General features: G+C 73.6%; 20 protein-coding genes. 4 read left to right on the top strand and 16 right to left on the bottom strand.

Annotated features, from left to right (window positions below):
• Positions 1–113: 113 nt before the first annotated feature.
• The 13 genes from ACZ6J5_RS13335 to rsmH form a co-directional block, all read right to left on the bottom strand.
• Positions 114–833: a YggS family pyridoxal phosphate-dependent enzyme gene (locus tag ACZ6J5_RS13335; RefSeq protein ID WP_469390842.1), complete on the bottom strand. Its 720-nt coding sequence runs from the start codon at positions 831–833 to the stop codon at positions 114–116.
• Positions 830–1,570 carry a peptidoglycan editing factor PgeF gene (pgeF, locus tag ACZ6J5_RS13330; protein ID WP_469390840.1) on the bottom strand — a complete coding sequence of 247 codons (741 nt, stop codon included), beginning with the start codon at positions 1,568–1,570 and terminating at the stop codon, positions 830–832. The genes ACZ6J5_RS13335 and pgeF overlap by 4 nt, the downstream gene beginning before the upstream one ends.
• Positions 1,567–2,781, bottom strand: coding sequence for a cell division protein FtsZ (gene ftsZ / locus ACZ6J5_RS13325; protein ID WP_469390838.1), 1,215 nt, complete (start codon positions 2,779–2,781; stop codon positions 1,567–1,569). Before ftsZ ends, pgeF begins: the two co-directional genes overlap by 4 nt.
• A 280-nt stretch (positions 2,782–3,061) precedes the next feature.
• Positions 3,062–3,859, bottom strand: coding sequence for a cell division protein FtsQ/DivIB (locus ACZ6J5_RS13320; RefSeq protein WP_469390836.1), 798 nt, complete (start codon positions 3,857–3,859; stop codon positions 3,062–3,064).
• Between the two features lie 24 nt (positions 3,860–3,883).
• On the bottom strand, positions 3,884–4,978 hold the full coding sequence (gene murG, locus ACZ6J5_RS13315; RefSeq protein ID WP_362363508.1) for an undecaprenyldiphospho-muramoylpentapeptide beta-N-acetylglucosaminyltransferase: 1,095 nt from the start codon (positions 4,976–4,978) through the stop codon (positions 3,884–3,886).
• 6 nt (positions 4,979–4,984) lie between these two features.
• The gene (gene ftsW, locus ACZ6J5_RS13310) at positions 4,985–6,325 is read right to left on the bottom strand and encodes a putative lipid II flippase FtsW (RefSeq protein ID WP_469390834.1); all 1,341 of its coding nucleotides are present in this window, start codon (positions 6,323–6,325) and stop codon (positions 4,985–4,987) included.
• A 55-nt stretch (positions 6,326–6,380) separates the two neighbouring features.
• Positions 6,381–7,802, bottom strand: a complete 1,422-nt coding sequence (murD, locus tag ACZ6J5_RS13305) for a UDP-N-acetylmuramoyl-L-alanine--D-glutamate ligase (RefSeq protein ID WP_469391358.1) — start codon at positions 7,800–7,802, stop codon at positions 6,381–6,383.
• Complete coding sequence (mraY, locus tag ACZ6J5_RS13300) at positions 7,799–8,869, bottom strand: phospho-N-acetylmuramoyl-pentapeptide-transferase (RefSeq protein ID WP_469390832.1); 1,071 nt, start codon at positions 8,867–8,869, stop codon at positions 7,799–7,801. The genes murD and mraY overlap by 4 nt, the downstream gene beginning before the upstream one ends.
• Positions 8,866–10,293 carry a UDP-N-acetylmuramoyl-tripeptide--D-alanyl-D-alanine ligase gene (locus ACZ6J5_RS13295; protein ID WP_469390830.1) on the bottom strand — a complete coding sequence of 476 codons (1,428 nt, stop codon included), beginning with the start codon at positions 10,291–10,293 and terminating at the stop codon, positions 8,866–8,868. The genes mraY and ACZ6J5_RS13295 overlap by 4 nt, the downstream gene beginning before the upstream one ends.
• Before the next feature lie 4 nt (positions 10,294–10,297).
• Positions 10,298–12,043: a UDP-N-acetylmuramoyl-L-alanyl-D-glutamate--2,6-diaminopimelate ligase gene (locus tag ACZ6J5_RS13290; RefSeq protein ID WP_469390828.1), complete on the bottom strand. Its 1,746-nt coding sequence runs from the start codon at positions 12,041–12,043 to the stop codon at positions 10,298–10,300.
• Positions 12,044–12,059: 16 nt separating this feature from the next.
• Complete coding sequence (locus ACZ6J5_RS13285) at positions 12,060–14,030, bottom strand: peptidoglycan D,D-transpeptidase FtsI family protein (protein WP_469390826.1); 1,971 nt, start codon at positions 14,028–14,030, stop codon at positions 12,060–12,062.
• A 4-nt stretch (positions 14,031–14,034) separates the two neighbouring features.
• Positions 14,035–14,577 (bottom strand): cell division protein FtsL, encoded by a 543-nt coding sequence (gene ftsL / locus ACZ6J5_RS13280; RefSeq protein WP_469390824.1) that lies wholly within the window; start codon positions 14,575–14,577, stop codon positions 14,035–14,037.
• Positions 14,578–14,665: 88 nt separating this feature from the next.
• Positions 14,666–15,625 carry a 16S rRNA (cytosine(1402)-N(4))-methyltransferase RsmH gene (gene rsmH / locus ACZ6J5_RS13275; protein ID WP_469390822.1) on the bottom strand — a complete coding sequence of 320 codons (960 nt, stop codon included), beginning with the start codon at positions 15,623–15,625 and terminating at the stop codon, positions 14,666–14,668.
• A 329-nt stretch (positions 15,626–15,954) separates the two neighbouring features.
• On the opposite strand from rsmH, the gene ACZ6J5_RS13270 reads away from it, so the two are divergent.
• From ACZ6J5_RS13270 to ACZ6J5_RS13255, 4 genes are all read left to right on the top strand, one after another.
• Positions 15,955–16,494: a beta-class carbonic anhydrase gene (locus ACZ6J5_RS13270; protein WP_469390820.1), complete on the top strand. Its 540-nt coding sequence runs from the start codon at positions 15,955–15,957 to the stop codon at positions 16,492–16,494.
• A 203-nt stretch (positions 16,495–16,697) separates the two neighbouring features.
• Positions 16,698–17,726, top strand: coding sequence for an AAA family ATPase (locus tag ACZ6J5_RS13265; RefSeq protein ID WP_469390818.1), 1,029 nt, complete (start codon positions 16,698–16,700; stop codon positions 17,724–17,726).
• Complete coding sequence (locus ACZ6J5_RS13260) at positions 17,726–19,096, top strand: DUF58 domain-containing protein (protein ID WP_469390816.1); 1,371 nt, start codon at positions 17,726–17,728, stop codon at positions 19,094–19,096. Before ACZ6J5_RS13265 ends, ACZ6J5_RS13260 begins: the two co-directional genes overlap by 1 nt.
• Complete coding sequence (locus ACZ6J5_RS13255) at positions 19,093–21,477, top strand: transglutaminase TgpA family protein (RefSeq protein ID WP_469390815.1); 2,385 nt, start codon at positions 19,093–19,095, stop codon at positions 21,475–21,477. The genes ACZ6J5_RS13260 and ACZ6J5_RS13255 overlap by 4 nt, the downstream gene beginning before the upstream one ends.
• Before the next feature lie 579 nt (positions 21,478–22,056).
• Here ACZ6J5_RS13255 and ACZ6J5_RS13250 read toward each other — a convergent pair.
• From ACZ6J5_RS13250 to ACZ6J5_RS13240, 3 genes are all read right to left on the bottom strand, one after another.
• Positions 22,057–22,461: a DUF3040 domain-containing protein gene (locus ACZ6J5_RS13250; protein ID WP_469390813.1), complete on the bottom strand. Its 405-nt coding sequence runs from the start codon at positions 22,459–22,461 to the stop codon at positions 22,057–22,059.
• A 304-nt stretch (positions 22,462–22,765) separates the two neighbouring features.
• Positions 22,766–23,554, bottom strand: coding sequence for a methyltransferase (locus ACZ6J5_RS13245; protein ID WP_469390811.1), 789 nt, complete (start codon positions 23,552–23,554; stop codon positions 22,766–22,768).
• A gap of 67 nt (positions 23,555–23,621) precedes the next feature.
• The gene (locus ACZ6J5_RS13240; RefSeq protein ID WP_469390809.1) at positions 23,622–24,152 is read right to left on the bottom strand and encodes an SAV_6107 family HEPN domain-containing protein; all 531 of its coding nucleotides are present in this window, start codon (positions 24,150–24,152) and stop codon (positions 23,622–23,624) included.
• Positions 24,153–24,277 lie beyond the last annotated feature (125 nt).

Raw genomic sequence — 24,277 nt, 5'->3', positions numbered from 1 at the left:
ATCGCCCTTACCGAATGTCGCAGTGTCACCAAGTGCCCGCGATCCACGTGGTCTCCCCGCCTTTCTGGCGGAATGACCATATTTTCTGCTGTGGTCCGACCTGCTTCGCGACGTTACCCGAGCTTCGGGCGGACACCGAGTACCGCCGTACCGATGCGCACGTGTGTCGCTCCGGCCGCCACGGCCTCCTCGAGGTCCGCACTCATCCCTGCTGACACCATGTTCGCAGCCGGACGGGTCGCGCGCAGGGCAGTCGACAAATCCATCAACCGGTCGAAGGCGGCGCGTTGCCGACCGGCGTACGCGCCGGCCAGCGGGGCGACGGTCATCAGTCCGTCCAGCCGCAGTCCCGGCGCCGCGTCCACCGCGGCGGCCAACTCCTCGATCCCGTCGGGCGCGACCCCGCCCCGGTCGCCGCGCGCGCCGGACTCGGCGTCCAGCGCCACCTGGATCAGGCAGCCCAGCTCCCGCTCCGCCTTCTCCGCGCCCGCGGAGAGGGCGGAGACCAGCTTCAGCCGGTCGACGGACTGCACCACATCGGCATAACCCACCACGGAACGGACCTTGTTGGTCTGCAACTGGCCCACGAAGTGCCAGTTCAGGTCCAGGTCCGCGCAGGCGGCCGCCTTGGGGGCGGCGTCCTGGTCGCGGTTCTCGGCGACATGACGGACCCCCAGTCCGTGCAGGATCCGCACGTCGCTGGCGGGGTAGGTCTTGGTGACCACGATGAGGGTCACGTCCCGGCGCGCCCGGCCGGCGGCGGCGCACGCGGCGGCGATGCGCTCCTCCACCCGTGCCAGATTCGCGGCCAGTTCCTCGGTGCGGTCCGTCATGTCTCTTCCCGGTTCAGCCAGACATATCCCGCGAGTCGCCCGGTGGTGCGGTCGCGGCGGTACGAGTAGTGGTCCGGCGACTCCAGGGTGCAGACCCCGCTCGCCGCCGCGTCGGTGACGCCCAGTCGGGCGAGCTGGGCCAGGACGCCCGCGGTCACGTCGACGGCGGGGGTCCCCCAGGAGGTCTCGGCGTACGCGGCCGGTTCGACGGCGGCGACCCCGGCGCGCATCTCCTCCGGCACCTCGTAGCAGCGCCCGCAGACGGCCGGGCCGGTGCGGGCGACGATCCGCTCGGGGCGGGCGCCTAGTTCGGTCATCCGGGCCACCGCGGCCGGGACGACTCCGGCGGCCATCCCGGGCCGCCCGGCGTGGGCGGCGGCGACGACCCCGGCGACGGGGTCGGCCAGCAGGACCGGCACGCAGTCCGCGGTGAGCACCGCGAGGGCGAGGCCGGGCCGGCCGGTGACGAGCGCGTCCACCGAGGGGACGGGGTCCGTCCCCCAGGGGCGGTCCACCACGGCGGCGTCGGCTCCGTGGACCTGGTTCATCCAGACCACCCGGGCCGGGTCGAGACCCAGCCCGGTCGCGGCCCGCTCGCGGTTGGCGAGGACGGCCGCGGGGTCGTCGCCGACGGCTCCGCCGAGGTTGAGCTCCTCGTACGGAACGGCGCTCACCCCGCCCCACCGGTCGGTGAAGGCGAAGTGGGCGCCGCTCGTGTCGTAACGCTGCCCTATCACTTCAAGAAGTCCGGGACATCCAGCTCTTCGGCCTGGGTGTCCGGGTACGGGCGGGCCGGCGGGACGACCGGCGAGGAGACGGGCGGCAGCGGGGTCTCGCCGATGGCCGGGGCCGGCTCGACCGGCACCGGGGGCTCGTCGCGCGGGGTCACCGTGCCCAGTCCGCCCAGCGGGCGGGAGGTCTCCGCGGCGCGGGGGGCCGGGGCCGGCTCCTCGCGCTTGGCCGAGGCCGAGCCGATGATGTTGTCGCGGCGGGCCGGCGGCTGGCCGCCGTCGAAGCCCGCGGCGATGACGGTGACCCGCACCTCGTCGCCGAGGGCGTCGTCGATGACGGCGCCGAAGATGATGTTCGCCTCCGGGTGGGCGGCCTCGCTCACCAGCTGGGCGGCCTCGTTGATCTCGAAGAGACCGAGGTCGCTGCCGCCGGAGATGGAGAGCAGCACACCGCGGGCGCCGTCGATGGACGCCTCCAGGAGCGGCGAGGAGATCGCCATCTCGGCCGCGGCCACGGCGCGGTCGTCGCCGCGGGCGGAGCCGATGCCCATGAGTGCGGAACCCGCCTCGGACATGACCGACTTGACGTCGGCGAAGTCCAGGTTGATCAGGCCCGGGGTGGTGATGAGGTCGGTGATGCCCTGGACACCGCTCAGCAGCACCTGGTCGGCCGACTTGAAGGCGTCGAGCACGGAGACCTGACGGTCCGAGATCGACAGCAGCCGGTCGTTCGGGATGACGATGAGGGTGTCGACCTCTTCGCGGAGCTCGGCGATGCCGTCCTCCGCCTGGTTGGCGCGCCGGCGGCCCTCGAAGGTGAACGGCCGGGTGACCACACCGATCGTCAGGGCGCCGAGCGAGCGCGCGATGTTGGCGACGACGGGTGCGCCGCCGGTGCCGGTGCCGCCGCCCTCGCCGGCGGTCACGAAGACCATGTCGGCCCCCTTGAGGACCTCCTCGATCTCCTCGCGGTGGTCCTCTGCCGCCTTGCGGCCGACTGCCGGGTTGGCCCCGGCGCCGAGGCCGCGGGTGAGTTCACGGCCGACGTCGAGCTTGACGTCGGCGTCGCTCATCAACAGCGCCTGAGCGTCGGTGTTGATGGCGATGAACTCGACGCCCTTGAGACCGACCTCGATCATTCGGTTGATGGCATTGACACCACCGCCGCCGACACCGATGACCTTGATGACTGCGAGGTAGTTCTGCGGTGCTGCCACGTCGAAGGCCTCTCGCCTCGAGTTACGTGTCGCCGCTTCGCGGTGGTAAGCGCGCCGCGACGACGGATGCCGATTGGGACGGTCCGAAACGCCGACCCAAACCCTAACGTTGAAGTTTAGGGTTACCAGTGTCTCTGTTCGCTGGACTCTTCCGAACAGGACACTAAGTCGACAAGTGGCGCACGTTCAACGAACACGCCGAACCTCCCGTTTTTCTTTTCACCCTATGTGATCACCCGTAGCGCTGGCCAACCAGGGTGCTGGCCAGGGGTGATGAGCGTCAACTTCCCGACGAAGCGGGCGCCGTGGGGGCACTTACGTCGAAGTGCCCCGCTTTGGGAGTCGCCTTCATCAGCGCGGCCAGGACCCGGGCCTTGACGGCCCCGTCCTCACCACTGCCCCAGAAGACCGTGCGCCCCCTGCCGAGCTCCAGGGTGATGGAGTCATACGACGCGATCCGGACGACACGGGCGTCCTGGGCGATTTTCTCCGGGAGTTCGCCCGTCACGCCTACCGCCTCGGCCAGCAGCCGCTCCTCGTCGAAGCGGCGCAGGCTGGGCGAGGCGCCCGCGTCGAGCACGAGCCGGGGTACACCGCGGGGCGCCTTGGCGACGGTGGCGAACCGCACACCGCCGGAGTCCACTTCGATGAACTTTCCGCCCTTTTCCCACAGGAGTACGGGCTTGCGCTCGGTCACTTTCAGGCCGATTCCGTGCGGCCAGGACCGGACGACGTCCACGCTGTCGATCCGGGGCAGCCGCTCGCGCAGCCGCGCCTCGATCCCGTCGGTGTCGACCGAGACCATCGGCGCGCCGACCGGGACCGCCGCGATCCGCTCCACCTCGGCCCGGATGAGCACCTCCGTGCCGGAGGTGCTCACCCGCTCCACGCGGAGCCAGTTCGAGCCGTAGAGGACCCAGACGCCGCCGGCCAGCAGGGCGAGCGCGCCGAGGGCGAGGAGGAGGGTGCGCGGGCCGGGGACCCGCGCCCACCGGCCGCCGGACCCGGGGGACGCCCCGGGCGAGCCCTTGGACCCGCCGCTCGCGCTCTTCTGCTCGGTCGCCGGTCCGGCTGCCACAGGGCGTCTCCCTTTCCGCCGCCGCTACGCCTGTCGGCGGGCGGCGATCGCCTCGTACACCATGCCGACGAGCAGGTCGTCGGCGTCCCGGCGGCCGAACTCGGCGGCGGCGCGGGACATCTCGTACAGCCGGTGCGGATCGGCCAGTACGGGCAGGACGTTGCCCTGCACCCACTGCGGCGACAGCTCCGCGTCGTCGACGAGGAGTCCACCGCCGGCCTTGACCACCGGCTGGGCGTTCAGCCGCTGTTCGCCGTTGCCGATGGGCAGCGGGACGTAGGCGGCCGGCAGCCCGACGGCGGAGAGCTCGGCGACGGTCATCGCGCCCGCGCGGCAGAGCATCATGTCGGCGGCGGCGTACGCGAGGTCCATCCGGTCCACGTACGGTACCGGCACGTAGGGCGGCATTCCGGGCATGTTGTCGACACGCGGCAATTCGTTCTTCGGGCCGACCGCGTGCAGGATCTGGATGCCCGAGCGCTGGAGCACCGGGGCGATCTGCTGGACCACCTCGTTGAGCCGCCGGGCGCCCTGCGAGCCGCCCGAGACGAGCAGCGTCGGCAGGTTCGGGTCGAGCCCGAAGGCGGCGCGCGCCTCGGGGCGCACGCGGGCGCGGTCGAGGGTCGCGATGGTGTGCCGCAGCGGGATGCCGATGTAACGGGCGTTGCGCAGCTTGGAGTCCGGGGTGGCCACGGCGACCCCGGCCGCGTACCGCGAACCGATCTTGTTGGCCAGGCCGGGCCGGGCGTTCGCCTCGTGGACCACGATCGGCACGCCGAGCCGCTTGGCGGCCAGGTAGCCGGGCAGCGCCACATAGCCGCCGAAGCCGACCACGCAGTCCGCCTTGGTCCGCTCCAGGACCTGCTCGGCGGCCTTGATGGTGCCGCGCAGCCGTCCGGGGACGGTGATCAGCTCGGGCGTGGGCTTGCGGGGCAGCGGCACGGCGGGGATGAGCGCCAGCTCATAGCCCCGCTCGGGGACCAGCCGGGTCTCCAGGCCCTTCTCCGTGCCCAGCGCCGTGATCCCCACGGAGGGGTCCTGCCTGCGCAGGGCGTCCGCGAGTGCGAGCGCGGGCTCGATGTGGCCGGCGGTACCTCCGCCGGCGAGGACGACATGCACCGAAATTCACCGCTCTCCGGACGGACGCTTCTTGACGCGCCGTCGCATCGACTTCCATCTCCCCCCGGCCCGCTTGCCCCAGCCGGGGCGGCGCAGGGCCAGGGCCGCTTTCGCGGCGGGTTCCTGTCGCGCGAAGGCGATCAGGAGCCCGACGGCGAACATGGTCGGCAGCAGGGCCGATCCCCCGTAGGAGAACAGCGGGAGCGGGACTCCGGCGATCGGCAGCAGACCGAGCACCGCACCGATGTTGATCACGGCCTGCGCCGTGATCCAGGTGGTCACGCCTCCCGCGGCAAACCTCACGAAGGGGTCCTCCGTGCGTCCGGCCACGCGGATACCCGCATAGCCTAGAGCCGCGAACAGGGCCAGTACCGACAGCGTCCCCGCGAGACCCAGCTCCTCACCGGTGACGGCGAAGATGAAGTCGGTGTGCGCTTCGGGGAGTTGGCCCCATTTTTCCACACTCGCCCCGAGGCCGGAACCGAACCAGCCGCCGGAGGCCAGGGCGTAGATCCCGTGCGCCGCCTGGAGGCACGGGGCGCCCTCTCCGCCGGGATCGGTGGCCCCGATGCAGGCGAAGCGCTTCAGGCGGTTGTCGCTGGTCTTGATCAGCAGGAAGCCGATCGCCCCGGCCACGGACAGCACCCCGACGAAGAGCCGGGTGGGCGCGCCGGCGGTCCACAGCAGTCCGAAGAGGATCGCCGAAAGGATGATCGCCGTGCCCATGTCACCGCCCAGCATGATCAGCCCGAGCAGCAGAAACGTTCCGGGCACCAGCGGGACCAGCATGTGCTTCCACTGTGTGAGCAGTTTCATGTCCTGTTTGCGGGCCAGCAGGTCGGCCCCCCACAGGATCAGCGCCAGTTTGCCGAACTCGCTGGGCTGGAGCATGAACGGTCCGCCCAGCGAGATCCAGTTCTGGTTGCCGCCGACCGCCACCCCTATCCCGGGGATCTGGACGAGGACCATCAGGAAGATCGCCCCGACCAGGATCGGGTAGGCCAGCGCCCGGTGCAGCTTCACCGGCATCCGGGAGGCCACCAGCAGCAGCCCCGCCCCGAGCAGCGCCGCGAAGAACTGCTTGCGGAAGAAGTACGAGGGCACCAGGTCGTAGCGGAGCGCCGTGATCATCGAGGCCGAGTAGACCATCACCAGGCCGAGCGCGGTGATGAGCAGCCCGGCGCCGACGATCACGTAGTACGCCGTGAGCGGCCGGTCCCAGGCCCTGCGGGCCCGTTCGGGCAGCCCGCGCAGCCCGCCCCGGCGCGGCTTGCGCGGCGGGGCCGGGGCGCGCCCTCCGCCGCGTACGGCGGACGGGCCGCGCGCCCCTGCGGTTCTGCTCGGCATGGTCGCCGTCCCCTCCAGTCGTGCCCGGCTCGGCCGGACCTCCTTGCTGGTCAGGTCAGGCGCGCCCGGTCGCGGCGAGGGCGCGGACCGCGTCCGCGAAGGCCTCGCCCCGCTTGTTGTAGTTGGTGAACATGTCCATCGAGGCGCAGGCCGGGGCCAGCAGGACCGTGTCCCCCGGCCGGGCGAGCGAGGCCGCCTCCCGGACCGCCGCGGACATCGCCCCAGTGTCGGTCCGGTCGAGGTCCACCACCGGGACCTCGGGGGCGTGTCGGGCCAGCGCTTCGCGGATCAGCTCCCGGTCCCGGCCGATCAGCACCACCCCGCGCAGCCGCTGCGCCGCGTTGGTCACCAGCTCGTCGAACTCGGCGCCCTTGGCGAGGCCGCCGGCGATCCACACGATCGGGTCGTAGGCGGCCAACGAGGCCTCGGCGGCGTGGGTGTTGGTCGCCTTGGAGTCGTCGACGTAGACGACGCCCTCGACCTCCTCGACCAGTTCGATGCGGTGCGGGTCCGGCCGGAAGGCCCGCAGCCCGTCCCGTACGGCCTTGGGCTCCACGCCGAAGGCGCGGGCGAGGGCGGCGGCGGCGAGCGCGTTGGCGATGTTGTGCGGGGCCGGCGGCTGGACGTCGGCGACCTCCGCGAGCTCCTGCGCGTTCTTCTGCCGGTTCTCGACGAAGGCCCGGTCGACCAGGATGTCCTCGACGACGCCGAGCTGGGAGGGGCCGGGGGTGCCGAGGGTGAAGCCGATGGCCCGGCAGCCCTCCTCGACCTCGGCGGCCACGACCAGGTCCTCGGTCGCCTTGTCGGCCACGTTGTAGACGCAGGCGACCCGGTTGCCCTCGTAGATCCGGCCCTTGTCGGCGGCGTACGCCTCCATGGAGCCGTGCCAGTCGAGGTGGTCGGGCGCCAGGTTGAGCACGGCGGCCGAGTGGGCGCGCAGCGAGGGCGCCCAGTGCAGCTGGTAGCTGGAGAGCTCCACGGCGAGCACGTCGTACTCCTCGTCGCCGAGGACGGCGTCGAGCAGCGAGACGCCGATGTTGCCGACGGCGGCGGTCCGCAGGCCGGCCGCCGCCAGGATGGAGGCGAGCATCCGTACGGTCGTGGTCTTGCCGTTGGTGCCGGTGACCGCGAGCCAGGGGGCCGCGTCGGGGCCGCGGAGCCGCCAGGCCAGCTCGACGTCGCCCCAGATCTCCACGCCGGCCTCGGCGGCGGCCAGGAAGAGGGGCTTGTCGGGCCCCCAGCCGGGGGCGGTGACGATCAGTTCGGTGCCGGGCGGCAGGGTCGCCCCGTCGCCGAGGCGGACGGTGACGCCCGCCGCCTCCAGCTCCGCGGCCTGCGCCCGGGAGCGCTCGTCGTCGCCGTCGTTGACGACCGTGACGACCGCGCCCCGGGCGTGCAGGGCACGGGCGGCGGGGATGCCGCTCACGCCGAGCCCGGCGACGGTGACCTTCTTGCCCTGCCAGTCCAGCTCGCTCACTTCTCGGCTGCCCATCCCGCGTAGAAGAGGCCCAGGCCCACGATCACGCACATGCCCTGGATGATCCAGAAGCGGACGACGACCAGGACCTCCGACCACCCCTTGAGTTCGAAGTGGTGCTGGAGGGGTGCCATCCGGAAGACGCGCTTGCCGGTCATCTTGAACGAGCCGACCTGGATGACCACGGACATCGTGATCATCACGAACAGGCCGCCGAGGATGGCCAGCAGCAGCTCCGTACGGGAGCAGATGGCGAGACCGGCCAGCGCGCCGCCGAGGGCCAGCGAGCCGGTGTCGCCCATGAAGATCTTGGCGGGCGAGGTGTTCCACCACAGGAAGCCGAAGCAGGCGCCCATCAGGGCCGCGGCGACGACCGCGAGGTCGAGCGGGTCGCGGACCTCGAAGCAGGCGTTCGGGTTGGTCAGCGTCATCGCGTTGGCGCAGGACTCCTGGAACTGCCAGAGCCCGATGAAGGTGTACGCGCCGAAGACCATCACCGACGCGCCGGTGGCCAGGCCGTCCAGACCGTCCGTCAGGTTCACGCCGTTGGACATGGCCAGGATCATGAAGAGCGCCCAGACCACGAACAGCACCGGGCCGATGGACCAGCCGAAGTCGGCGATGAAGGAGAGCCTCTCGGAGGCCGGGGTGTTGCCGCGCAGGTCCGCGAACTGCAGCGAGAGCACGGCGAAGGCGATGCCGACGATGAGCTGGCCGGCCATCTTCGCCTTGGCCCGCAGGCCCAGCGAACGCTGCTTGACGATCTTGATGTAGTCGTCGAGGAAGCCGACCAGGCCCATTCCGGCCATCAGGAACAGCACCAGGACGCCCGAGTACGTCGGGTCCTCACCGGTGATGACCTTGGTCAGGGCGTACGCGATGAGCGTCGCCAGGATGAAGGAGATGCCGCCCATGGTGGGCGTGCCCTTCTTCCCGGCGTGGCCGCGCGGGCCGTCGTCGCGGATGAACTGCCCGTATCCCTTGCGGGCCAGCAGCTTGATGAGCAGCGGGGTGCCGATCAGGGTCAGGAAGAGGCCGATGGCCCCCGCGAAGAGGATCTGCCTCATCGGCCGGAGACCTCGCCCTCGGCCGTGTCGAGCAGTGCCAGGGCGACCCGCTCCAGCCCCACCGACCTGGACGCCTTCACCAGGACGATGTCCCCCGGTCGCAGCTCACTGCGCAACAGGTCGACCGCCGCCTGCGCGTCGGACACGTGCACCGACTCCTCACCCCACGAACCCTCGTTATAGGCGCCCAGTTGCAGCCAGGACGCTTCCCTGTCCCCGACCGCCACGAGCTTGCTGACGTTGAGCCGGACGGCGAGCCGCCCGACCGCGTCGTGCTCGGCGAGCGACTCGTCTCCGAGCTCGGCCATCTTGCCGAGCACCGCCCACGTGCGGGACCCCTGGGCCTGTGCGGGCCTGCCCATGGCCGCGAGCGCGCGCAGTGCGGCTCGCATGGACTCGGGGTTCGCGTTGTAGGCGTCGTTGACGATCGTCACGCCGTCCGGACGCTCGGTGACCTCCATGCGCCAGCGGGACAGGTTGCCTGCCCCGGAGAGCGCGGTGGCGATCTCCTCGACGGACATGCCGACCTCATGGGCGACGGCTGCCGCGGCGAGCGCGTTCGACACGTGGTGCTCACCGTACAGGCGCAAGGTCACGTCGCTGCACCCGGTGGGTGTGTGAAGCCTGAAGGAGGGCTGTCCGCCCGCTGTGAGGCGGACGTCCTCGGCGCGCACGGACGCGTCCTCGGCCTCGCCGAAGAGCACGACGCGCGCCGCGGTGCGGCTCGCCATGGCCCGTACGAGCGGGTCGTCGGCGTTGAGGACGGCGACGCCGCCGTCCGCCTCGGCGGGCAGCGACTCGACCAGCTCGCCCTTGGCCTGGGCGATCTGCTCGCGGCCGCCGAACTCGCCGATGTGCGCGGTGCCGACGTTGAGGACCAGGCCGATCCGCGGCGGGGTGAGGCCCGTGAGGTAGCGGATGTGGCCGATTCCGCGCGCTCCCATCTCCAGCACGAGGTGCCGGGTGGCGGCGTCGGCCTTCAGCGCGGTCAGCGGCAGGCCGATCTCGTTGTTGAGGGAGCCGGGCGTCCACACGGTCGGCGCGTGGCGCTCCAGGACCTGGGCGATCAGGTCCTTGGTGGAGGTCTTGCCGGCCGAGCCGGTGAGCGCGACGACATCGGCGCCGAGGCGTTCGACGACCGCGCGGGCCAGCGCGCCGAGCGCGGCCTGCACGTCGTCGACCACGATCGCGGGCACGCCGACGGGGCGGGCGGCGAGCACCGCCGCCGCGCCCGCCTGGACGGCGCGCTCCGCGTAGGTGTGGCCGTCGACGTGCTCCCCGGCGAAGGCGGCGAAGAGGCTGCCGGGCCCCACCTCGCGGGAGTCGATGACGACGGGCCCGGTGACCTGCGCGGTCTTATCCGGTATGTCGTGCGGCTGCCCGCCGACGATTTCGGCGATCTCGGCGAGGGAGAGGGCGATCACTGCTTCATCCCTGACTGTTCTCGTGACGGTGTGCGTCCTGTGCCTGCTGTGCGTCCTGCGCGTGCTGTGCGTCTTGCGCGTGCCGTGCCTGCTGCCGGGCGAGCCGGTCCAGCACCGCCGCGCGCAGGACCCGGCGGTCGTCGAAGGGGCGGACCACACCGCCGGCCTCCTGGCCCTGCTCGTGGCCCTTGCCCGCGACCAGCACCGTGTCGCCGGGCTCGGCCCGGGCCACGGCCGCCGCGATGGCGGCGGCCCGGTCGGCGTCCACGAGGACCTCGCCGCGCTCGGCGGCGGGGACCCCGGCGGCGCCGGTGAGCATCGCGGTGAGGATGGCGAGCGGGTCCTCGGAGCGGGGGTTGTCGGAGGTGAGCACGGCGGTGTCGGCGAGCCGGGCCGCCGCGGCGCCCATCGGGCCGCGCTTGGTGGTGTCGCGGTCGCCGCCGCAGCCGATGACGACGTGCAGCCGGCCGCGGGTGACCTCGCGCAGCGAGCGCAGGACCGACTCGACGGCGTCCGTCTTGTGCGCGTAGTCGACGACCGCGAGATACGGCTGGCCGGCGTCGACCCGCTCCAGGCGCCCGGGGACGCCGGGGACGGCGGCGACGCCGTCGGCGGCGGTCTGGGGGTCGATCCCGGCGGCGGCGAGGGTGACGATCGCGGCGAGGGTGTTGGCGACGTTGAACGGGCCGGGCAGCGGCGCGGTGGCCGAAACCCGCTGTCCGTCGGGGCCGAGGACGGTGAAGGCGGAGTCGGCGGGTCCGGTCGCCACGTCCACGGCGCGCCAGTCGGCGTCCGGGTCGCCGGCGGCGGAGAAGGTGACGACGGGGACGCCGGACTCCTTGGCGAGCCGGCGGCCGTACTCGTCGTCCAGGTTCACCACGCCGCGTTTGCTGCGCTCGGGGGTGAACAGGCGCGCCTTGGCCTGGAAGTAGTCCTCCATGTCGGAGTGGAACTCCATGTGCTCCGGGCTCAGGTTGTTGAAGACGGCGACGTCGAAGACGCAGCCGTCGACCCGGCCGAGCACGAGGGCGTGGCTGGAGACCTCCATGGCGACCGCCTCGACGCCGCGCTCGCGCATGACCGCGAAGAGGGCCTGGAGGTCGGTGGCCTCGGGGGTGGTGCGCTCGGACTTGATGCGCTCGTCGCCGATGCGCATCTCGACCGTGCCGACCAGGCCGGTGGCGCGGCCCGCGCCGCGCAGCCCGCCCTCGACGAGGTAGGCGGTGGTGGTCTTGCCGGAGGTGCCGGTGATGCCGATCTGGAGCAGGTCCGCGCCGGGCCGCCCGTAGATCTCGGCGGCGAGCTCGCCCATCCGGCCGCGCGGGTCCTCGGTGACCAGGACCGGCAGGCCGGTCGCGGCGGCGCGCTCGGCGCCGGCCGGGTCGGTCAGGATCGCGGCGGCGCCGAGCCCGGCGGCCTGGGCGACGAAGTCGGCGCCGTGCATCCGGGCGCCGGGCAGGGCCGCGTAGACGTCACCCGGGCGCACCGCCCGCGAGTCGTGCGTGATGCCCGTGACCTCCGTGGCGCCGGTGACGGCGGTCCCTTCGGCGGTCCCGGTGCCGAGCCGTGCGGCGAGCTCGCCCAGGGGTGTCGGGCGGAGCCGCTCCGGACGGGGCGGGGTGGTTCGGTACTGATCAGCGTGTGGCACGGCGGTGAGCGTACCGGGCGTACCGGCCGGGGGGCTAAATGAGGCCGCGGCGTCGCCGGAGTTCGATTTCCGGTTCCCGGAACGGGGGGTGATGGTGGTCACTGGTGCTCCCGGCGTGTCACGGGGTGGGCTTGAAGGTGGTGGGCAGGCGGGCGGGGTCGGTGCCGGTGGGCGCGACGTGGAGGGTCTTGAGGGCGAACTCCATGACCTTCTTGTAGATGGGTCCGCAGATCTGGCCGCCGAAGTAGCTGCCCTTGGTGGGGTTCTGGATGGCGCAGTAGACGGCGATCCGGGGCTCGTCGGCGGGGGCGAAGCCGGCGAAGGAGGCGGTGTAGCCCTTGTAGACGCCGAGTTCGGGGTCCACGCGGTTGGCGGTACCGGTCTTGCCTGCGACCCGGTAGCCGGGGATGGCCGCCTTGTTGCCCGTGCCGTCCTCGTCGTCGACGACGGACTCCAGCATCTGGGCGAGGGTCTTGGCGGTCTTCTCGCTGACCACCCGGTTCTCCTTGGGCGCCGCCGCGGGCGTGAAGCGGCCGTCGGGGCCCTTGGTGCCGCGGACCAGGGTGGGCTCGATCCGTACGCCTCCGTTGGCGATGGTCTGGTAGACGGAGGTGGCCTGCATGGCGCTGAGCGAGAGTCCCTGGCCGAAGGGGATCGTGTACTGCTGCGAGGTGGACCAGTCCTGCGGCTTGGCGAGGATGCCGGGGGTCTCGCCGGGGAAGTCCAGGCCGGTCGGGCTGCCGACGCCGAACTTGCGCAGGTAGTCGTAGAGCACCCGGTTGGCCTCGGGCTGGGTCTTGCCGAGCTGACCGGTGGCGAGGATGGTGCCGATGTTGCTGGACCGGGCGAGGACGCCGTTGAGGGTCAGGTACCAGGTGACGTGGTCGATGTCGTCGCTGAAGAGGCGGTCGCCGCGGTGCAGCCGGTTGGGGACGGTGACCCGGGTGGCGGGGGTGGCGGCGCCCTCCTCCAGGACGGCGGCCATGGACATCACCTTGCTGGTGGAGCCGGGCTCGTAGGCGTCCTGGAGGGCGGCGTTGCCCATGGCGGTGGCGTTGGCCTGGGAGAGGTCGTTGGGGTCGAAGCCGGGGGCGTTGGCCATGGCGAGGACCTCGCCGGTGCGGGTGTCCTGGACGACGACGTAGCCTCGGTCGGCCTTGGACTTCCTGACCTGGTCGGTGATGGCCTGCTGGGCGGCCCACTGGATGTCCCGGTCGATGGTCAGCTCGATGTCGGAGCCGGGCACGGCGGGGGTGCCCTGGGAGCCCGCGGTGGGCACCCGGCGCCCGCCGGACTGGGCGAACCTGATCTTGCCGTCCTTGCCCGCGAGGTCCTTGTCCAGCATGGACTCCACGCCGCCGGCGCCGCGGCCCTCGGCGTTCACGTAGCCCAGTATCCCGGCGGCCAGCTCGCCGTTCGGGTAGACGCGCTTGGTGACGGGCTCGCTCAGGATGCCGCCGAGCAGGCTGATCCCGTTGCCGCCGTTCTCGGGCTTGGCCTTGCGCTCGTAGACCTTCTTCAGGTCCTTGATCTGGTTCCAGACCTGCGGGGTCTGCTTGCGGGCCAGCAGGGTGTAGCGGGACTTCGGGGTGCGGAGCTTCTTCGCGAGGTCGGCGGGCTCCTTGCCGAGGATCGGGGCGAGGAGCGCGGCGGCCTGCTCGGGCGCATCCTTGGTCTTCGCGTCCTCGAAGGTGAAGAGCTTGGGGTCGGCGGTGATGTCGTACGCGTCGACGCTCGCGGCCAGCGCGACGCCGGACCGGTCGGTGATCTCGCCCCGGTCGGCGGAGAGCGTGTACTCCTGGTAGCGGTGCTTCTCGGCCTTGGCCGCGTAGGCGCTGGCGTCCACCGCCTGGACCTGGAGCAGCCGCACCACGAAGACCAGCATGACCAGGGTCAGGCCGAGGGAGACCAGGCGCAGCCGCGGCCGGGCGCTGCCGAGCCGGATGGTGCGCCCGCCCGCCGGGGGTCTGGGGGCCGGGCGCCGGGCCTGCGCGGGCCGGGGCGCGGGGCGGCCGGCGGCGGGCTCGCGGGGGCGCGCGGGCCGGGCGGGGCCGGGGACGCGGCGGCGCGGGGGCTCCTTGGGGGGCACGGGTTCACCTGCCGGAGGTCGTGGGGGCGGTCGTCTTCGGCGTGTCGGGGGTGCGAGCGGCGGGCGGCGCGGGTGTTCCGGCCGAGGGCGGCTTCGGCGTGTCGCCGGGCCTGGGGGACGCGCCGGCGGGGGTCCCCGAGGAGGCCGCCGCCGGGTCGGCGGCCGGCGGGGCGGGCGGGGTGGTGGCCGGTCCGGTGGTGGCGGGCGGGGCGGGCGGCGGCGTGGGCTTCGGCGAGGCGGCCTCGGAGGGCACGCCGCGGACCTTGCCGCCGGGCTCCAGGAAGACCGGGCTGCCGCCGGGGACCATGCCGAGCTCCCGGGCGCGCCGTTCCAGGGCGTCGGGGGCGGAGCTGTCGTCCACGTCCCGCTGGAGGGCCTGCTCCTCGTCGGTGAGCTCGGTGGTCTTCTTCTTGAGCTCGCTGAGCTCGAAGGAGCCCTGGTTGACGGCGGAGTTGAGCAGCAGCAGGCTGATCAGGCCGCCGCCGAGCAGCACCACCACGAGCAGGACGAAGGGGGTGCGGGCCGCACTGCTCGGCCCGGAGGGCATCAGCCTCCCGAGCCGTGCGGCCCGCCCTTTGAGGGGGCCCTGTCGCGTCATCGCGCCTCCTGGTCCGCCGCCGGCCGGTGCCCCCGCCTCACGAAGGCTCGTCCTCCCGGATCCGCTCGGCCCCGCGCAGCCGGGCCGGGGCCGCGCGGCGGTTCTCGGCGACCTCCTCCTCGGTGGGGAGCTCGGCGCCTCGGGTGAGCAGCTTGAGGCGGGGCTGGTAGCGCTCGGGGACGACCGGGAGGCCGGGCGGCGCGGTGTTGGCGGCGCCGGCCGCGAACACCTGCTTGACCAGCCGGTCCTCCAGGGAGTGGTACGAGAGGACGGCGATCCGGCCGCCGACGGCGAGGGCCTTCACGGCCGCCGGGACGGCCCGCTCCAGGACCGAGAGCTCTCCGTTGACCTCGATGCGCAGGGCCTGGAAGGTGCGCTTGGCCGGGTTGCCGCCGGTGCGCTTGGCGGCCTGCGGGAGGGAGTCGCGGATCAGCTCGACCAGACGGGCGCTGTTGCTGAAGGGCTCCTTCTCGCGCTCGCGCACGACCGCGGAGACGATCCGCTTGGCCTGCTTCTCCTCGCCGTACGCGCGCAGGATGCGGACCAGCTCGCCGGGCGGGTAGGTGTTGAGGACCTCGGCGGCGCTCATGCCGGTCGTCTGGTCCATGCGCATGTCGAGCGGGGCGTCCTGCGCGTAGGCGAAGCCCCGGTCGGCCTCGTCGAGCTGCATGGAGGAGACGCCGAGGTCGAAGAGGACGCCGTCGACGCGCGGGACGCCGAGCCGCTCCAGGACCTCGGGGAGCTCGTCGTAGACGGCGTGGACGAGGGTGGCCCGGTCGCCGTAGGGGGCGAGCCGCTCGCCGGAGAGGCGCAGCGCCTCCTTGTCCCGGTCGAGGGCGATGAGCCGGGCCTCCGGGAAGTCCCGCAGCAGCGCCTCGCTGTGGCCGCCGAGGCCCAGCGTGCAGTCGACGACGACCGCGCCGGGGCGCTCCAGGGCCGGGGCCAACATGTCCAGGCACCGCTGGAGCATCACCGGGACGTGTCGGTCGTTGCTCAAAGCGCCCTCTCAGATCCGGCGGGAACGGGTACCACCGGCGAGCGGGAGGAGGCCGAGCCGCAGGTACCGCCGCACATACAGGGGAGAAACGGCGGAAATCGCTCGATGTCTCCGTGAACTTCGCGTCACTTTAGTCCACCGGGCGGGCCGGTCAACCAACCGGCTGGCGCGTCGCGCGCCCGGCCCCGACTCGCGCGCCGCCCGGCGCGGCTCACCCGGACGGCCCCGCCCGGCGCGGCCTGTGGGTTCGCTCACAACAAGGTTCAATGGCGCTCTTTGTCCGCTCTCACAGCAGGCTGGAGCGGTCGGTGACCGTTAACGTCGGAGACATGTCGACCTCTGCGCACCCCTCCGCCGACGCCATACATTCCGAGAGCGCGGTCACCGACCGTCTCGTCCGGGCCAACGAGCGTTACGCCGCCGACTTCACCGACCCCGGGATGGACGCGCGCCCCGTGCTCCACGTGGCCGTGGTCGCCTGCATGGACGCCCGTCTCGACCTGCACGCCGCCCTCGGCCTGGAGCTCGGCGACTGCCACACCATCCGCAACGCCGGCGGGGTCGTCACCGACGACGTCATCCGCTCCCTGACCATCAGCCAGCGGGCGCTCGGCACCCGCAGCGTGATGCTGGTGCACCACACCAACTGCGGCCTCGAGTCGCTGACCGAGGACTTCCGGCACGAGCTGGAGGACGAGGTCGGCCAGCGTCCGGCCTGGGCCGTGGAGGCCTTCCGCGACGTGGACCAGGACGTGCGCCAGTCGATGCAGCGGGTGCGGACCTCCCCGTTCCTCCTGCACACCGACGACGTGCGCGGCTTCGTCTTCGACGTGACGACCGGTCTGCTGCGGGAGATCAGCCCGGCCTGATCACCCCGGCCCCGTCGGCCGGATCTGCCCGATCCGCACGACACAAGGCCGCAAACCCCGGCAATTCGCCCGCAGTTATCCACAGGGCGACGGCGGGCAAGTGACACGACCCGGCCACGGCAACAAGAATGCACGGGTGACACCCCCCGGACCCCGTTCCGGGGGCAGGTGTCGGTGCTGCCGGAAGGGCCGAGGAGGGCCGGGTGACGACCTATGACGATCGAGCGAGCCTCACAGATCTGACCACCACAGCGGAGCGGGTGCGCCGGTCGGTGGAAGGTGTGATCGAGGGCAAGCCCGAGGTCGTACGGCTTGCGCTGACCGTGCTGCTCGCCGAGGGACACCTCCTCATCGAGGACGTCCCCGGCGTCGGCAAGACGATGCTCGCCAAGACGCTGGCGCGGTCGATCGACTGCTCGGTCCGCCGCATCCAGTTCACGCCCGACCTGCTGCCGTCGGACATCACCGGCGTGTCGATCTTCGACCAGCAGCGGCGCGAGTTCGAGTTCAAGCCGGGCGCGATCTTCGCCCAGATCGTGATCGGCGACGAGATCAACCGGGCCTCCCCCAAGACCCAGTCCGCCCTCCTGGAGTCCATGGAGGAGCGCCAGGTCACGGTGGACGGCCAGACCTACGAGCTGCCCAGCCCGTTCATGGTCGTCGCCACGCAGAACCCGGTCGAGATGGAGGGCACCTATCCGCTGCCCGAGGCCCAGCGCGACCGCTTCATGGCCCGGGTCTCCATCGGCTACCCGAGCGCCGAGGCCGAGCTCCAGATGCTCGACGTGCACGGCTCCGCCTCCCCGCTGGACGACCTCCAGCCGGTCGCCCACGCCCATGACGTGATCAAGCTGATCGACGCCGTCCGCGCGGTCCACGTCGCCGAGGCCGTCCGGCGGTACGCGGTGGACGTCGTCGCCGCCACTCGCACCCACCCCGACCTCAGACTCGGCGCCTCCCCGCGCGCCACGCTCCACCTGCTCCGCGCCGCCAAGGCGTCCGCCGCCCTCAGCGGCCGGGAGTACGTGCTGCCCGACGACCTCCAGGCGCTCGCCGCCCCGGTCCTCGCCCACCGCCTGCTGCCCACCGCGCAGGCCCAGCTCAACCGGCGCACCGCCGAGCAGGTCGTCCAGGACATCCTGCAGCGCACGCCCGTCCCGGCCGCCGCGCCCCCGGCGGCGCCCGCCGGACCGCTCTACGGCCAGCAGCAGCCCGGCGCCCGGCGGCTGTGATGGACACCGCCGCCGCTCAGCGGGGACAGGTTCCCCCGGGGGAGAGGGACGGCGACGACGCCCGGGGCGGCCTCCGCGCCGCCCTGGCCGGACTCACCACCCGCGGCAGGTCCTTCCTGGCCGCCGGGATCGCCGCCGGCGTCTGCGCCTACGTGCTGGGCCAGGCCGACCTGCTCCGGGTCGGCCTGCTGCTCGCCGTGCTGCCGCTGGTCAGCGTCGTCGTGCTGCACCGCACCCGCTACCGGGTCGCGGGCAGCCGCCGGCTCGCCCCGCAGCGGGTCGAGACCGGCGCCGAGGCCCGGGTCCACCTGCGCGTGGACAACGTCTCCCGGCTGCCCACCGGGCTGCTGATGCTCCAGGACCACGTGCCCTACATGCTGGGCCCCCGCCCCCGCTTCGTACTCGACCGGGTCGAGGCGGGCGGGCGGCGCGAGGTCTCCTACCGGGTCCGCTCCGACCTGCGCGGACGCTTCGCCCTCGGCCCCCTCCAGCTCCGGCTCACCGACCCCTTCGGCATGTGCGAGCTGACCCGCTCCTTCAGCGCCTACGACACACTCACCGTCATTCCCCGCACCGAGGCCCTGCCGGCGGCCCGCCCGGCCGGCGAGTCCGCGGGCTACGGGGACGGACAGCAGCGGGCCCTCGCGCTCGCCGGAGACGACGACATCATCCCGCGCGCCTACCGGCACGGCGACGACCTGCGCCGGGTGCACTGGCGCTCCACCGCCCGCTACGGCGAGCTCATGGTGCGCCGGGAGGAGCAGCCGCAGCGGGCCCGCTGCACGGTGCTGCTCGACACCCGCGGCATCGCCTACGAGGGCGGCGGACCCGACTCCGCCTTCGAGTGGGCCGTCTCCGGCGCCGCCTCCGTCCTCGTGCACATGCTGGAGCGGGGCTACGGGGTGCGGCTGCTCACCGACACCGGCAGCACCGTCCCCGGCGAGGGCGCGGAGGGCTTCGCCGGCTCCGGGCAGAACACGGCGGACGCCGCCGGGCTGATGCTGGACACCCTCGCGGTCGTCGACCACTCCGACGGCGCCGGGCTCTCCCGCGCCCACGACGTGCTGCGCGGCGGACACGAGGGCCTGCTGGTCGCCTTCCTCGGCGACCTCGACGAGGAGCAGGCGGCGCTGACCGCGCGGATGCGGCAGCGCGGCGGCACCGCGCTCGCCTTCCTGCTCGACTCCGGGACCTGGCTCACCGGCGGCGCCGTGACCGGCGCGGTCGAGGAGCGGCTGCGGCAGCTCCGGGAGGCCGGCTGGACGGCCGTCGCCGTGCCCGCGGGCGCGCGCCTGTCCGAGCTCTGGCAGCGGACCGGCGGCACCCCGACCCAGGCCCCCTCGGCCGACACGTACGGAGGTTGGTCATGAGCGGGCGCGGGCGGCTGACGCTTGCGGCCTTCGGCGCGACGCTCCTGGCGTCCGCCGCGCTGCTGCCGCTGGTGAAGCCGGCGACCTGGATCTTCACCGCGGCGATCCTGCTGGGACTGGTCAGCTCCGTCGGCACGGCCACCCGGCGGGTGCCGCTGGCCCGGCCGCTGACGATCGCCGCGCAGACGCTGGTCGCGCTGCTGGTGCTGACCGTGGTCTTCGCCCGCGAGCAGGCGGTCCTCGGACTGCTGCCCGGACCGGACGCCTTCGCCGCCTTCGGCACGCTCTTCCAGCAGGGCGTGGACGACGTCGGCACGTACGCGGCCCCGGCCCCCGACACGGCCGGCATCCGGCTGCTGCTCGTCGTCGGCGTCGCCTCGGTCGGGCTGCTCGTGGACGCCCTCGCGGTGACCTTCCGCAGCGCGGCCCCCGCCGGGCTCCCGCTGCTCGCCCTGTATTCGGTGGCCGCCGGGCTCTCCGACGGCGGCGCGGGCTGGCTCTTCTTCCTGCTGGCCGCGGCCGGCTATCTGCTGCTGCTCCTGGCCGAGGGCCGGGACCGGCTCTCCCAGTGGGGCCGGGTCTTCGGCGGCGCCCCACGCGGAGGCCGGGGACCCGCGGCCGGCGAGGGCGGTGCCGCCTCCGCGCCGGTGCGCACCGGACGGCGGATCGGCGTGGTCTCCCTGGGCATCGCGCTGGTCGTGCCGTTCGCCCTGCCCGGACTGGGCGGCGGGCTGTTCGGCGGCGGGGACGGCGATGGCCCGGGCGGCAAGGGCGGCACGATCTCGGCGGTGAACCCGCTGGTCTCCCTCCAGGACAACCTGCGCCAGCAGGACGACCGGGAGGTGCTGCGCTACCGGACCAACGCCCGGGACGCCTCCGGGATGTATCTGCGGCTCGTCGCGCTCGACCAGTTCGACGGGACCGCGTGGAAGTCCTCGGTACGCCCGATCGAGGCGGTGCCCGAGCTCCTGCCCTGGCCGGACGGGCTGGCCCAGGACGTCACCACCACCGAGGTCACCAGCAACTTCGTCGCCTCCACGGCGTACGAGCAGAAGTGGCTGCCGATGCCCTACCCGGCCTCGAAGGTCGCCATCGGCGGCAGCTGGCGGTTCGAGCCGGCCGGCCGGATGCTCGTCGGCGACAACGGGCAGAACACCAAGGGCGCCCGCTACTCGGTGACCAGCCTGGACGTCCGGCCCACCGCCGAACAGCTCGCGGCGGCCCCGGCCGCGCCGGAGAAGCTGCGCCAGGAGTACACGAAGGTCCCGCCCTCGCTCCCGGCGGACGTGAAGGCGACGGCCCTGGAGGTCACCCGCGGCGCGCGCGACGGCTACGAGCAGGCGGTGCGGCTCCAGGACTGGTTCGCCCGGGACGGCGGCTTCCGCTACGACGTGGACGTCGACTCCGGCACCGGGGTCCAGGCGATCTCCCGGTTCCTCAAGGACAAGCAGGGCTTCTGCGTCCACTTCTCCTTCACGATGGCCGCGATGGCCCGCTCCCTGGGCATCCCCGCCCGGGTCGCGGTCGGCTTCATGCCGGGCACCCCGCAGCAGGACGGCTCCCTGTCCGTCGGCATCCGGGACGCGCACGCCTGGCCCGAGCTGTACTTCGAGGGCGCGGGATGGACCCGCTTCGAGCCGACCCCCTCGCGCGGCACGGTGCCGGACTACACCCGCGAGCAGGCCACGGGCGGGACGGCGGCCCCCTCCGCGCAGCCCTCGGCGGGCGCGTCGGCCGAGCCCTCGGCCGTGCCGAGCGCCTCGGAGAGCTGCCCGCCGCAGCTGCGCCGCCTGGGTGAGTGCGGTCCGGACCAGGCGGCCGGCGGCACGGCGACCGGAGGCTCCGGGACGCCGCCGCTCCAGCTCGCCCTGCTGGGACTGGGCGTGCTGGTCCTGCTCGTCCTGCCCTTGCTGCCCTGGCTGTGGCGGGCCCGGCTGCGGGCGCGCCGACTGGGCCCGGCGGACGACCCGGTCGCCCGGGCCCTCGCGGTCTGGGCGGAGGTCCAGGACACGGCCTGGGACCACGGGGTGGCCCCGGACGGTTCGCTGACCCCGCGCGGCACGGCGGCGCGGCTGGTCCGGCTGGGCGAGCTGGGGCCGGAGGCCGCGGACGCGGTGCACCGGGTGGCGCGGGCGGTGGAGCAGGCGCTGTACGCGCCGCGCCCCGCGCCCGTGACGGGCCTGACCGACCAGGCGCTGCTGATCCGGCGCGGCTTCGCCGCCTCGGCGACCCGCACGGGCCGGCTGCGCGCGCTGCTGGCCCCGCGCTCGGCGTCCAGGGTCGCCTGGGCGGCGCGAGCCCGCTGGGACTCCCTCCGCACGACCACGGCGACGAGGACCCGCGCCCTCTTCCAGCGCCGCCCGACCGGGGACCCGGCCTGACGGCCCCGGACCCCGGCCCCAGCCGGTCGGCTGCCCGGCCCGGCCCGGCCTGACCGACCTGCTCCGACCCGCTCCGCTCCGGGAGCCCGCGCCACGCGGGCGCCGAGGGAAGCCGCAGGCCCCGACGGCAGACGCGGAGCCCGGCGGCAGGCCCGGAGCCCGGCGGCAGACGCAGGCGCCGGGGGGCAGACGCGGAGCTCAGCGGCAGACGCGGGCCCCGGCGGCAGACGCGGAGCCCGGCGGCAGACGCAGGCCCAGGGAGCAGGGCGCGAAGCCCAGCGGGAGGCGCGGAGCCCGGCGGGAGGCGCAGGCGCAAGGGGGCAGACGCGGAGCCCGGCGGCAGACGCAGGCCCCGGGAGCAGGGCGCGGAGCCCGGCGGCAGACGCAGGCCCCCCGGGAGCAGACGCGGCCCTTGAGGGCGACGTCAGTGCCCCGGGGCGCGGCGCGGTGCCCTCCCCCCTACCCGTTCCCTCCCCGCTCCTCCCCGCTCCCCCCTCCCCTTCCCTTCCCCGGACACAGCTGAGCCCCGCGTCAGCCGGGGCGGGCGCGGGGCTCAGGTGAGTGTGGGGGTCGGGCGGGTCAGTGGTGGCCGCCGCCCTGCTGTTCGTCGCGGCGGCGCTGCCACCGCTCTTCGATACGGGTCATCATCGAGCGGCGCTGCCGGGCCTGACGCCCGCCGCCGCCGGCCGGCCGGGGCTGTTCGCCCGGCTTGGGCGCCTTGCGCCATCCGGTGACCGCCAGGACCGCGCAGCCCAGCATGATGAGGAACCCCACCACACTGAGCGGCCAGATCTGCGGAGCGATCATTCCGGCCATGAGGAGCGCGATACCCACCAGGAAGCCGGCGACTGCCTGGTAGACCCGTCGCCGGGTGTACGTACGCAGCCCGCTTCCCTCGAGCGCTGTCGCGAACTTGGGATCTTCGGCGTACAGCGCTCGCTCCATCTGCTCGAGCATTCGCTGCTCGTGCTCCGAGAGCGGCACGGAGTCCTCCTAGTCGTCGGTCGCGGGGGCGACCGGTTTGCGGCCCTTTCAGGATAGGCAGGGAATCGCCCCCGTGAAACCCGCCCTCAATGCCAAATCGCCAATCCGGGCCGCCATGCGGTTCGGATGCTGAGGCGTTGATTCCCCAGCCCCCTGCCCGTCATGCCGGATCGTGTCTCCCGATCATACGGGGACATGTCCTCGAACGGGCGGCCTGTGGCTTACTCCGTCTGCGGTTGCGTCGCTGCTCAGCGCGTGCGGCGGCGGCCCGGGGCCCGCGCCCCGGTGCACCGCCGTGCGGGTGTCAGGCGCGCTTCTCGCCCAGCACGTGCAGCTGGGTGGCGATGGCGTGGAAGGACGCCAGCTCCGCGGCGGCGGCCTCCAGCTTGAGCAGCGCCTCGGCGGCACCGGGCTCGGTGTCGACGAGGACGCCGGGGACGAGGTCAGCGAAGACCCGCACGCCGTGCACGGCGCCGACGTCCAGGCCCGCGTCCTGGGCGAGCGCGGTGAGCTGCTCGGCGGTGAAGCGGCGCGGCACCGGGTCACCCTCGCCCCAGCGGCCCGCCGGGTCGGTCAGCGCGTGCCGGGCCTCGGTGAAGTGCCCGGCCAGCGCGCGGGCCAGCACGGCCCCGCCCAGTCCGGCGGCGAGCAGGCTCAGCGCACCGCCGGAGCGCAGCGCGGCCACCGCGTTGCGCACGCCCTCGGCCGGGTCGTCCACGTACTCCAGGACGCCGTGGCACAGCACCGCGTCGAAGCCCTCCCGGTCGACGACGTCGAAGAGGCCGCGGATGTCGCCCTGCACTCCCCGCACCCGGTCGGCGACGCCTGCCTCGGCGGCGCGCCGCTCCAGCGCGAAGAGCGCGTTCGGGCTGGGGTCGACGACGGTCACGCGGTGTCCGAGACCGGCCGCCGGCACGGCGAAGTTACCGGAGCCGCCGCCCGTGTCGAGGACATCGAGGCAGTCGTTCCCGGTGGCCTTGACCCGGCGGTCGAGGGCGTCTTTGAGGACGTCCCAGACGACGGCGGTACGCAGGGAGGCGCGCGACGGGCGCGAGGTCGCCTCTCGACCGAAGACAGGGGAAGGGTCCGACACGGTTGCTGACTCCTCGGTGACGGGGACGAACGCCTCCCACCCTATGGCCTCGGACCTCCACTCCCGATCATCCCGAGGTCTCCCCGGCCCCCGGCTGCCTCGGCAGCACGGGCTGGAGCACCAGCAGCCGCTCCACCAGGCGCAGGAACATCCCCGCGTCCCGCAGGAGGTCGTCGGCGTCGCGGCGGCTCGCGGCGCCGGTGATCCCGGCCTCGGCCCTGGCCCGGCGGGCGGCGCCGGAGGCGAAGAGGGCGCTCCACTCGGTGAGCTCGGGCGCTATCTCCGGGAGCACCTCCCAGGCGCTGCGGATGCGGGCCCGCCTGCGGGGGTCGCGCTCGGGCCGGCCGCGGGCGGCGAGCACGGCGGCGGCGGCGCGCAGGGCGGCGAGGTGGGCGGTGGCGTAGCGCTCGTTCGGCACGTCGAGCGCGGCGGCCTCGTCGAGTCCCGCCTCGGCCTTGGCGAGCAGGTCGAGGGCGGCCGGCGGGGCCGAGGCGCGGCGCTGGACGGGGTGGATGTCGGACGCGGGTCCGAGCTGGGCGGGGGCGGGGCGCGGCGCGGTGTGGCGCCGGGGTGCGGCGGCGGCGTTGTGGCCGGCCATGACGAGCCTCCTGTCGTCGGGTGACGGCGCTGTGGCCGTATGTGTTCATCGTGCACGCCCCCACTGACAACGCGGCTGACCTGGCGTTTTGCCTGAGCGGCACAGCGGCGGTACTTTTTGAACTG

It is taken from the genome of Streptomyces sp. NPDC042100 (assembly GCF_055582325.1).
Note: the sequence above shows the minus strand (reverse complement) of the source record. Positions and strands in the feature narration are given on the sequence as shown.